The 9,485-nt window shown below is 65.7% G+C and carries 12 protein-coding genes; 7 read left to right on the top strand and 5 right to left on the bottom strand.

Annotation, left to right across the window (positions count from 1 at the left end; translation table 11 throughout):
• Nucleotides 1-710: 710 nt before the first annotated feature.
• Nucleotides 711-1,022, bottom strand: coding sequence for a hypothetical protein (locus tag NF616_RS20330; protein WP_252275588.1), 312 nt, complete (start codon nt 1,020-1,022; stop codon nt 711-713).
• Between the two features lie 252 nt (nt 1,023-1,274).
• Entirely contained in the window at nt 1,275-1,487 is a 213-nt protein-coding gene (locus tag NF616_RS20325) for a hypothetical protein (protein ID WP_252275587.1), read from the bottom strand.
• 194 nt (nt 1,488-1,681) lie between these two features.
• Here NF616_RS20325 and NF616_RS20320 point away from each other — a divergent pair, with 194 nt between their 5' ends.
• The 3 genes from NF616_RS20320 (at nt 1,682) to efp (ending at nt 3,782) form a co-directional block, all read left to right on the top strand.
• Entirely contained in the window at nt 1,682-1,918 is a 237-nt protein-coding gene (locus NF616_RS20320) for a DUF6021 family protein (RefSeq protein WP_252275586.1), read from the top strand.
• A 108-nt stretch (nt 1,919-2,026) separates the two neighbouring features.
• Nucleotides 2,027-3,172, top strand: a complete 1,146-nt coding sequence (earP, locus tag NF616_RS20315) for an elongation factor P maturation arginine rhamnosyltransferase EarP (protein WP_252275585.1) — start codon at nt 2,027-2,029, stop codon at nt 3,170-3,172.
• Between the two features lie 34 nt (nt 3,173-3,206).
• The gene (gene efp, locus NF616_RS20310) at nt 3,207-3,782 is read left to right on the top strand and encodes an elongation factor P (protein ID WP_252275584.1); all 576 of its coding nucleotides are present in this window, start codon (nt 3,207-3,209) and stop codon (nt 3,780-3,782) included.
• 50 nt (nt 3,783-3,832) lie between these two features.
• On the opposite strand, the gene NF616_RS20305 is transcribed toward efp, so the two are convergent.
• On the bottom strand, nt 3,833-4,774 hold the full coding sequence (locus NF616_RS20305; RefSeq protein ID WP_252275583.1) for a LysR family transcriptional regulator: 942 nt from the start codon (nt 4,772-4,774) through the stop codon (nt 3,833-3,835).
• Nucleotides 4,775-4,872: 98 nt separating this feature from the next.
• Here NF616_RS20305 and NF616_RS20300 point away from each other — a divergent pair, with 98 nt between their 5' ends.
• On the top strand, nt 4,873-5,628 hold the full coding sequence (locus NF616_RS20300) for a sulfite exporter TauE/SafE family protein (protein WP_252275582.1): 756 nt from the start codon (nt 4,873-4,875) through the stop codon (nt 5,626-5,628).
• Between the two features lie 60 nt (nt 5,629-5,688).
• On the opposite strand, the gene NF616_RS20295 is transcribed toward NF616_RS20300, so the two are convergent.
• A complete protein-coding gene (locus NF616_RS20295; RefSeq protein ID WP_252275581.1) occupies nt 5,689-6,543 on the bottom strand; it encodes a LysR substrate-binding domain-containing protein in 855 nt (284 codons plus the stop codon).
• Between the two features lie 97 nt (nt 6,544-6,640).
• On the opposite strand from NF616_RS20295, the gene NF616_RS20290 reads away from it, so the two are divergent.
• The 3 genes from NF616_RS20290 to NF616_RS20280 are packed head-to-tail and all read left to right on the top strand — an operon-like array spanning nt 6,641 to nt 8,611.
• A complete protein-coding gene (locus NF616_RS20290) occupies nt 6,641-6,874 on the top strand; it encodes a DUF1127 domain-containing protein (protein WP_252275580.1) in 234 nt (77 codons plus the stop codon).
• Nucleotides 6,875-6,911: 37 nt separating this feature from the next.
• Complete coding sequence (locus NF616_RS20285; protein WP_252275579.1) at nt 6,912-7,376, top strand: DUF3291 domain-containing protein; 465 nt, start codon at nt 6,912-6,914, stop codon at nt 7,374-7,376.
• 26 nt (nt 7,377-7,402) lie between these two features.
• Complete coding sequence (locus NF616_RS20280) at nt 7,403-8,611, top strand: winged helix-turn-helix domain-containing protein (RefSeq protein WP_252275578.1); 1,209 nt, start codon at nt 7,403-7,405, stop codon at nt 8,609-8,611.
• A gap of 36 nt (nt 8,612-8,647) precedes the next feature.
• Here NF616_RS20280 and loiP read toward each other — a convergent pair whose 3' ends face one another.
• The gene (gene loiP, locus NF616_RS20275; protein ID WP_252275577.1) at nt 8,648-9,400 is read right to left on the bottom strand and encodes a metalloprotease LoiP; all 753 of its coding nucleotides are present in this window, start codon (nt 9,398-9,400) and stop codon (nt 8,648-8,650) included.
• Nucleotides 9,401-9,485: the final 85 nt, after the last annotated feature.

Genomic DNA, 9,485 nt, shown 5'->3' with positions numbered 1-9,485 from the left:
GGCCGCCGGAATGACTTGCGGCAAGCAAAACATACATGTGGGAAGAGATAAGAGCTATTAACTTTATCTGGCATGAAGCGCTTATGGTTCTTGAAGTTAGACACGATGCATCCTTGCCTTCTAACGATTAAGCTAAGGGGCCGGCTTCGCCGGTCCCAGCGAACGGAGTGAGCGCTTTGAGCGCATTGTTAGGTTGCATTCTGCACATGATACGAGGCGAATGTATTTTTGGATTGGATTTTCAACCCACTTATTTTGGGGTTGTTGTCTGACCCTGTAGAGCTCCAAGTGTAACGCTCGCCGGAGTATGCGTGTATGACCTCGGAGCTGTCCCAGTAGAGACTTTCTAAAGCACTTTCATATTGAGCTATCCAGTCACCATCAAGAAACCAGAGGTCTTTGTAGTAGGCTGCAAAGTGTATTAGGTGTCCGTAATAGCAGTGCCCTTGTGAGTTTCCGAGCAAGCTGAACATGGGGCTGATTATTAGTGCTCCAGAGCTCCCTAAGCCTTCCAAAACTCGCCGGTTATGATTTTCAGCTTCTTTATCCCTGCTAAAGCAGTGAATGTGGCCGTAGACGATGCTGGACATTTTGAAATGTAACCTAACACTGGAGGTAACCGGCAGCCGTAGTGCGAAGCGCGGAGGGAACCCTAAAGCGCAGCTTTGGGGCTGTCCGGTTGACCGAGAAGTTAGGTGTGGCCGCAATATTCAAGAGAAAACGATCCTTTCAAATTCTTGCAGGGTATGAGCCCCCTGTATGGCATTGCCTTCACGATAAGAAGCAAGGGCGGATTTCAATTTCTCTTCTAGAAGTGCTTTGTCTATTCCCTTATGTCGCGAAGTGGCGTACTCAACCCCCCGCCTTAACTCCAAGAATGCGCGTTCAAGGTTGAGCTGATGGTCGTCGGCGAGATAGTCTGCGGGGATAAAATTATCAGGTGCACATACAATAACTTGCGCCAGAAAGTCGTAAAGATCTTCATAGCTTTCGACCCAATGCCAGTTTTGAGTAGTGCTCATAAACACCTAACTATAAATAGACACCAACTGGTGTATAAGAAACCGCCCAATTGGTGGATAAAATTCTTATTGCAGGTCAGCGCAAGGCTGTAAATAGCGGCTTTCGCAGCAGAAGGGGATGTTATGCACCAAGCCTGCAAGTCCTTTTGCCAGTGAGCTGGCTACTGCAGCAGACTAGCTTGCGAGTGTGTCGGGCTGCAATGCGTCGGTCAGTGCTAGATATGGCGCGAGGTATTGGAGAACAGGGCGCGCTCAGGCGCGCCGCTGGGTGTCGGCGGGTTGGGCGTCGCGCAGGGCGCGCAGGGTGAGGGCGTCCTGGTTCATTTGCTGGATCACGCGGTGCAGTTGCTGGCGCAGCACTTCGTCGCCGGTGCGTTCCGCGGCGCGCATCACGACGATGGCGGCGGATTCGTTGTTGGCGGCGACCTGATCGAGGGTCTTGCGCAGGAGTTTCAGGCTGGTCACGGCATGGGCCTTCTGGAACGAGAGCCGGCACCTTAGCGGGCGCTTGTGACCGGCGTATTGCAACGGATGAGACGCTCGTCGAGTGCTCTGGGGCGGGCCTGCTGGAGTGGCGTGGCGCCACCGGCGAATTTTTTCGAACCCTCGTGCCGCTTCGCCCTCGAACCCTGACCAACCTGTGATGGAGGAGGTGCAGGATGAAGCTGAAAGACATTTTCTGGGCACGGCGCGACTCCCAGGACGATGGCCGCGGGCTGCCGGGCGTCTCGGCTTCCCGCGCCAGCGAGGTGCGGCAGGAGCTGGGTTTCGATCCCGACTCGCCGGACCTCAGCGACCCGCAGATCGATCCGCCCTGGCCGGCGCGTATACCGCCGGCGGAGGGCGTGCTGTGCAAGCGTGCGCCCGGCGAGCAGTATCCGCCGTACGGTCTCTGATCCCTCCTGGCGCGATCGCGCCGACCCGGCCAGCGGTCGGGCTCTTTGATCCCCGGGCGCCGCTCGGCATGCCGTAGAATCGCCGCATCTCTGAAACTGGAGCGGCTCATGGGCGCCCGCTGGGACATCTTCTGCAACGTGGTCGACAACTTTGGCGACGTCGGCGTCACCTGGCGTCTCGCCCGGCAGCTGGCGGCCGAGCACGCGCTGGCCGTGCGCCTGTGGGTGGACGAGCCGGCGACCTTTCTGCGCCTGTGCCCCCAGGCCGATGCCACGGCCGAGCGCTGGCATATAGAAGGCGTCGAGGTGCTCCGCTGGCCGGCCGAATTCCCGGCGACGGAAGCGGCGGACGTGGTGATCGAGGCCTTCGCCTGCACATTGCCGCCGTGCTATGTCGAGGCCATGGCGGCGCGGTCGGCCAAGCCGCTGTGGCTCAACCTGGAATACCTCAGCGCCGAGGACTGGGTCGCCGGCTGCCACGGCCTGCCGTCGCCGCAAGCGGGCGGGCTGCAGAAGTTCTTCTTCTTCCCCGGTTTCGCCGAGGGTACTGGCGGACTGCTGCGCGAGGCCGGGCTGATCGAGCGGCGGCGCGCCTTTCAGGCGGACGCGTCCGCCCGTCACGCCTTTCTCGCCGGCATCGGCATCGAGCCGCTGGCTGGCGCCCGCCTGATCTCGCTGTTCGCCTATGAGAACGCCGCGCTGGCCGGCTGGCTGGAGGCGCTGGCCGGCGCCGCCGAGCCGACCCAACTGTTGGTGCCGCGCGGACGCATCGAGGGCGATCTGCGCCGCTGGCTGGGTGTGGAGACGCTGGAGGAGGGCGGCGTCTGCAACCGCGGCAGTCTGCGGGTGCATCTGCTGCCGTTCCTCAGCCAGGCGGATTACGACCGGCTGTTGTGGTGCTGCGACCTCAATGCCATCCGCGGCGAGGACTCCTTCGTTCGTGCCCAATGGGCCGGCCGGCCGTTGCTCTGGCACATCTATCCGCAGCAAGCCGGGGCGCACTGGGACAAGCTGGATGCCTTCCTCGATCTGTACTGCGACGCGATGCCGCCAGCGGCTGCCGCCGCGTTGCGGGCGCTGTGGCACGCCTGGAACGGCGAGGGCGACATGGCCTCGGCCTGGGCGGCGCTGCAGGGCCAGACACAGGCCCTGGCCGAGCACGCCGAACGCTGGTGTGCGGCGCAGGCCTCTCGTCCCGATCTCGCCTCGGCGCTGGTGCAGTTTCACCGAAATTGGCTATCATGCCGGGCCTAGAAATTTGTACCTCCATCCAAATCCGGATACTCGTATGAAAACCGCACAAGAAATGAAGGCCAACAGTGTGGCCCTGATCGACGGCCATCCGTGGCTGATCCAGAAAGCCGAATTCACCAAGTCCGGCCGCAACAGCGCCATCGTCAAGATGAAGCTGAAGAACCTGATCAACGGCTCCAAGACCGAAACCGTCTACAAGGCCGACGACAAGATGGAGCCGGTCATCCTTGAGCGCAAGGAAGTGACCCTGTCCTACATCAGCGGTGACGACTACGTCTTCATGGATCCGGAGTACAACTCCTACGAGCTGCGCGCCGAAGACCTGGAAAGCGTCCTGCCGTTCATCGAAGAAGGCATGACCGACGTCTGCGAAGCCGTGTTCTTCGAAGGCAAGGTGATCTCCGTTGACCTGCCGACCACCATCGTTCGCCAGATCACCTACACCGAGAACTCCGCCCGTGGCGACACCTCCGGCAAGGTCATGAAGCCTGCCAAGCTGCGCAACGGTACCGAAGTAAAAGTCGCCGACTTCTGCAACATCGACGACTGGATCGAGATCGACACTCGCGACGGTTCCTACAAGAGCCGTACCCAGGCGCCGTCGGCCTAAGCCGCCCGCCTCGAAGAAGCCCGGCCCGTGCGCCGGGCTTTTTTTCGCCTTCAGTTTCTCAGGCCGCGCTGCAGGGCCAGGTCCCAGGGCGGCACGGGGCCGAAGCGCTGCTTGAGGAACTCCAGCAGCAGGCGGGTGCGCGAACTGGCGTCGCTGGCCAGACGCAGGGCATAGATGCCACTGGGCTCGGCCGGCGGCAGGCCGTCGTCGCAGAGCAGCGGTACCAGCTCGCCACGCAGCAGGTGGTCGCCGATCAGCCAGGTCGGCAGGTGGGCGATGCCGAGGCCGGCGATGGCGCTGAACAGCAGGGCCTCGGCGTTGTTGGCGGTCATGCGCAGACGGCCCGGGCGCAGTAGCTGCAGGCGGCCGTCCACCTCGAAGCGCCAGGCGTGCGGCGGGGACAGGGCGTCCCAGTCCAGGCCGTCGTGCTCTGGCAGCTCGCGCGGGTCGCGCAGCAGACCTCGGCGGCGCACGTAGTCGGGGCTGGCGCAGAGGATGCGCACCATGGGCGCCAGCGGAGTGGCGACCAGGCGGGTGTCGGCCAGCGGGCCGATGCGCAGCACCAGGTCCACCTCGCCCAGGTGCTCGCCCTGCAGGTCGACGAAGCTGTCGATCAGCCGCAGCTGCACGTCCAGCCCGGGATAGGCGGTGAGGAACTCGGCGATGGCGGGCGCCAGGTGCCGACGACCGAACGGCGCGGGCGCGTCGATGCGGATCAGTCCTTCCGGTGCGCTGCTCAGTGCCACCGCCTCGGCGCGGGCCTGGCGCAGTTCGGTGAGGATGCGCCTGGCCCGTTCGGCGAATGCCAGGCCCGCCGGAGTGGCGCGCACGGCGTGGGTGCTGCGGACCACCAGGGCGCAGCCCAGGGTGCGCTCCAGCGCATCGACGCGGCGCGCGACGGAGGAGGGTGTGAGTTGCTGGCGCCGCGCCGCGGCGGAGAAGCTGCCGGTGTCGAGCACGTCCAGGTAGAGTTCGAGAGCGTCGGAGTTCATGGAATGCCTTTGCGTGAATCGCAAAGCCATTGTGCGCTGCTGTGCGTTTCCCCGCCAGCCGCGGCCGGCTAGCATGCCGCCACCCTGAAGGAGAGCCCATGAGCCTGATCGATCTGTTGTTGAACCTGCTGCTGGGCCTGGCCATGGGCACCGTCGGTGGCCTGTTCGGAATCGGTGGCGGGCTGGTGGCGATTCCCGCCCTGGGCGTGCTCTTCGGCCTGGACCAGCAACTGGCCCAGGGCACGGCGTTGGTGATGGTGGTGCCGAATGTGGTGCTTGCCTTGTGGCGCTACAACCAGCGCAACCGCATCGAGCCCAAGCATGCGCTGCTGCTCAGCGTGACGGGCTTTTGCTGCGCCTGGCTGGCCTCGCTCTACGCCGTGGAGCTGCAGGCAGAGCGCATGCGCATGGCCTTCGTCGGCTTCCTCGTCGTGCTGGCGATCTACAACCTGGCCCGGTTGTTCATGCGCAACGCGCCGGCGTCGGCGCAGCTGCGCCACCCCTGGCCGTGGCTGGGGGTGGTGGGCAGCGCGGCGGGCGCGCTGGGCGGCATGTTCGGCGTCGGCGGCGCGGTGCTGGCGGTGCCGGTGCTGACCAATATCTTCGGTGTCGGCCAGCTCGCGGCCCAGGGCCTGTCGCTGGCCCTGGCCCTGCCGAGTACCGGCGTGACGCTGCTGACCTACGCCGTGCACGATCACGTCGACTGGAGCATGGGCATCCCGCTGGCGGTGGGCGGGTTGCTCAGCATCAGCTGGGGCGTGAAGCTGGCCCACGCGATGCCGGAGAAAGTGCTGCGCGGGCTGTTCTGCGGCTTTCTGGTGATCTGCGCAGTGTTGCTGGCGTTGCGGGGGTAGCGTTCTGCGGCGCCGCGGGCGGTGCGCACGGCGCACCCTACGGTGAGGTCGGCGGGCAACTCAGAGGCGAAAGCCTTCGGCGATGTGCTCGGCCAGGGTATCGATCACCTGCGACTGGCGCTGCGGGTGGCGCAGCAGCACGATGCTGGTCATCGGCAGCGTGGGCAGGCCCTCCGCCTCGCCGAGGATGCGCATGTCCGGGGTGATCAGGCTGCGCAACTGGGCGGTGACCGCCAGGCCAGCGCCGACCACGGCGAAGATCGCCGACAGGCTGGGGCTGGTGTAGGCGATGCGGTAGGGCCGCTCCATGGCGTCCAGCGCGTTGCAGGCCCAGGCGCGGCAGAAGCACCCGGAGTTGAACATGGCCAGCGGCATGGGGTTCTGCTCGTGCGGCGTGAAGCCCTGGGCCTCGGCCCAGACGAAGCGCTCCTGGCGCAGCAGCTGGCCGATCTCCTTGCCCGGCTCGCGGGTGACGATGGTCAGGTCCAGGTCCTGGCGTTGCAGCAATTGCCCGGAAGTCTCGCAATGCACTTCCACCTGTACCAGCGGGTAGGCCTGGGCGAAGCGCGAGAGGATGTCCGGCAGAAAGCGCATCACGTAGTCGTCCGGCGTGCCGATGCGCACGGCGCCGACCATGTGCGGCTCGCGCAGGGTGTTGAGCACCTCACCGTGCAGCTTGAGGATGCGCCGTGCGTAGCCCAGCAGCACCTGGCCCTCGGGCGTGAGGCGCACCTGGCGGCCGTCGCGCTCGAACAGGGTGCGCTGCACCACGTCGTCTTCCAGCCGCTTCATCTGCATGCTGACCGCCGACTGGGTGCGGTTGACCGCCTCCGCAGCGCGGGTGAAGCCGCCGTTGTCGGCGATGGCGACGAAGCTGCGCAGCAGTTCGGTGTCGATGCTGGGGTAATGCGCCATTCATCAATCTCCAAGATGCGTCGCATAAGAAACATTCGTTGGATTGATCTTAATCGCGAACGGAAACTGGCGCCAACCCCACAGGGAGGGCGTGAAGATGAAAAGTCAGAAAGGGTATGCACTGGCCCACTCGATATCCTTCGAGCGGGTGCGGCCGGCCATTCGCATGCAGGCATGGTGGGCACGTTTCAAGCGCTGGCAGCAGCTGGCGCGTGAAAGGCGGCAGCTGGCGATGCTCGGCGATGAGGCGCTCAAGGACCTCGGCCTGAGCCGCGCCGACGTGCTGCGCGAGAGCGAGCGGCCGTTCTGGGACGACCCGCGCGGCCGCTGAAGCGCCGACGAATCCCGCTAAAAGACAAGGAGTTCCAATGTCCCGCTACCACCTGGCCCAGCTCAATATCGCCAGCATGAAGGCGCCGCTGGAGTCGCCCGATATGGTCGATTTCGTCAACAACCTGGAGCGTATCAACGCCCTGGCCGAGGCGTCGCCCGGCTATGTCTGGCGCCTGCAGGACGAAGCCGGCGATGCCACCGCCATTCGACCCTTCGGCGACGAGGTGCTGGTCAACATGTCGGTATGGACCGACGTGCAGTCGCTCAGCGACTACGTCTACACCTCCGCCCATACCGAGATGCTCAAGCGCCGCCGCGAATGGTTCGACAAGGTCGAGCAGGCGCACCAGGTGCTCTGGTGGGTGCCGGCGGGGCACCGGCCGGGCGTGGCGGAGGCGGCCGAGCGCCTGGCGCACCTGCGCGAGCACGGAGCAACGGCCCACGCCTTCACCTTCCGCCGCGCTTTCGCCGCACCGGACGCGCTCGTCGAGCGCTGCTAGCGGCCGGCCTGCTAGGCTTGGCCGCCATGAGTCTCTCCCTCTCGCTTGCCGAAGCCCGTCGCCTGGCGCTGGCCGCCCAGGGCTTCGCGCGCGCGCCGCGCGGCGCCATCGGTCATCGCCAGCTACGCACGCAGATCGAGCGTCTCGGCGTGCTGCAGATCGACTCGGTCAACGCCCTGGTGCGCTCGCACTACCTGCCGGCGTTCTCGCGCCTCGGTCAATACGATCCGGCGCTGCTGGACGATCTGGCCTGGGGCAAGCCGAAGCGCCGCAGCCTGTTCGAATACTGGGGTCACGAGGCCTCGCTGCTGCCGCTGGAGCTGTATCCGCTGCTGCGCTGGCGCATGCGCCGGGCGGCGAACGGGCAGGGCATCTACCGCCAGCTGGCCGAGTTCGGCCGCCAGCGGCAGGACGTGATCCAGCGCGTACTGCAGGCGGTGCGTGAACAGGGCGCGCTCGGCGCCGGCAGCCTCAGTACCCGCGCCGAGCGCGCCGGCCCCTGGTGGGACTGGAGCGCGGAAAAAACAGCGATGGAGTGGCTGTTCGCCGCGGGCCAGGTGACCGTGGCTGGGCGCCGTGGCTTCGAGCGCCTGTACGATCTGCCGGAACGGGTGATCCCCTCCGCCCAGCTCGACCATCCCGAGCTCGACGAGGCCGAGGCCCAACGCCAGCTGTTGTTGCGCTCGGCCGACGCTCTGGGCGTGGCCACCGAGCGCGACCTGCGCGACTACTTCCGCCTGGATGTCGGCGACGCCAAGGCACGCATCGCCGAAATGGTCGAGGCCGGCGAACTGCAGCCGGTCGCGGTGCAGGGTTGGAAACAGCCGGGCTACTGCCGGGGTGAGCCGAGCGTTCCGCGACGAGTCAGGGCCAGCGCGCTGCTGTCGCCCTTCGACTCGCTGGTCTGGGAACGCGAACGCACCGAGCGGCTGTTCGGCTTTCGCTATCGCCTGGAGATCTACACCCCGCCGGACAAGCGGGTGTACGGCTACTACGTGCTGCCATTCCTGCACCACGAGCGCCTGCTGGCCCGGGTCGACCTGCGCAGCGAGCGGGCGCAGGGACGCCTGGCGGTGCATGCCGTGCATCTGGAAGAGGCGGTGCTGAGCGAGGAGGCGCTGCATGCCCTGGCCGAGGAGCTGCGCGCGCTGGCGCAGTGGCTGGGGCTCGATGCGGTGGTGCTGAACTGCCGCTCGCCGGTGGCCGCATTGCTGCGGCCGTTGCTGGAGGGCTAGGCCCGCCCGCACCGGATGGCGAGCGGGTTTCTAGGCTTAGTTCTCGGCAGCGATACGCTGGCGAATGTGCGCGGCGCGGTCGGCCGAGCCCGGGTGGGAGTCGAACATGCTGCTGTCTCCGCCGCCCAGTTTGGCTAGCTTGTCGAAGGCGCTGGCCAGACCTTCCAGTGGGATGCCGCGCTGCTTCAGCAGGTCGAAAGAGAAGTCGTCAGCGGCGCTTTCCTGGGACTGGGAAAACTGCGCGTTGACCAGTTCCTCGCCGAGGTCGCCCAGCTGCGAGCTGGATAGCGCCGAGACCGCGCCGTTGCCCGAGGAGGCTGCGGCGCCGCGGGCCACGGAGGTGGCGTAGGCGGCCTGCATGGCCTTCTTGGTGTGGCCGAGGGCAACGTGGCCCATCTCGTGGCCGAGCACGCCTTCCACTTCGTTGTCGTTCATCAGGTCCATCAGGCCGCTGTACACGCGCACGCAGCCGTTGGCCATGGCCCAGGCATTGACCTCGTCGGTCAGGTAGACCTTGTAGGTGACCGGAATGCCGTTGACCTGGCTGCCGAGGTTGGCGGCGATCTTCTCCAGGCGCTGGCTGTATTCGCTGCCTGCTGGAGCGATGGGGGCCTCGGCGTCCATCTGCACGCAGGCCTCGTCGGCCATGGCCTTCACTTCGGCGTCGCTGAGGGTGGCGGCCTGCATGGCCTGCATGCCGGTGCTGAGCATGGCGTCGGGGCTCATGTTCTGGCAGCCGCCGAGCAGGGTGGCCAGGGCCAGGGCGGAGAGGGAGAACTGCAGTTTCATGGTCATCGTCCTTGAAGGTGGAGGCATTGGAAGGCCAGAGGCGTCGGCATCCGGCCGGCGCGGCATTTTCGATGATCGGGGCGGG

The organism is Pseudomonas subflava (genome assembly GCF_023823685.1).
Taxonomy (GTDB): domain Bacteria; phylum Pseudomonadota; class Gammaproteobacteria; order Pseudomonadales; family Pseudomonadaceae; genus Aquipseudomonas; species Aquipseudomonas subflava.
This window is presented reverse-complemented; position numbering and strand designations above follow the sequence as displayed.

Bases quoted from the DNA above. Each gene is read 5' to 3' on its own strand.
- NF616_RS20295 (WP_252275581.1), bottom strand. From the start codon at position 6,543: ATGGCGCATTACCCCAGCATCGACACCGAACTGCTGCGCAGCTTCGTC.
- NF616_RS20330 (WP_252275588.1), bottom strand. From the start codon at position 1,022: ATGAGCACTACTCAAAACTGGCATTGGGTCGAAAGCTATGAAGATCTT.
- NF616_RS20320 (WP_252275586.1), top strand. From the start codon at position 1,682: ATGAAGCTGAAAGACATTTTCTGGGCACGGCGCGACTCCCAGGACGAT.
- NF616_RS20280 (WP_252275578.1), top strand. From the start codon at position 7,403: ATGAGTCTCTCCCTCTCGCTTGCCGAAGCCCGTCGCCTGGCGCTGGCC.
- NF616_RS20300 (WP_252275582.1), top strand. From the start codon at position 4,873: ATGAGCCTGATCGATCTGTTGTTGAACCTGCTGCTGGGCCTGGCCATG.
- loiP (WP_252275577.1), bottom strand. From the start codon at position 9,400: ATGAAACTGCAGTTCTCCCTCTCCGCCCTGGCCCTGGCCACCCTGCTC.
- earP (WP_252275585.1), top strand. From the start codon at position 2,027: ATGGGCGCCCGCTGGGACATCTTCTGCAACGTGGTCGACAACTTTGGC.
- NF616_RS20285 (WP_252275579.1), top strand. From the start codon at position 6,912: ATGTCCCGCTACCACCTGGCCCAGCTCAATATCGCCAGCATGAAGGCG.
- NF616_RS20290 (WP_252275580.1), top strand. From the start codon at position 6,641: ATGAAAAGTCAGAAAGGGTATGCACTGGCCCACTCGATATCCTTCGAG.
- efp (WP_252275584.1), top strand. From the start codon at position 3,207: ATGAAAACCGCACAAGAAATGAAGGCCAACAGTGTGGCCCTGATCGAC.
- NF616_RS20305 (WP_252275583.1), bottom strand. From the start codon at position 4,774: ATGAACTCCGACGCTCTCGAACTCTACCTGGACGTGCTCGACACCGGC.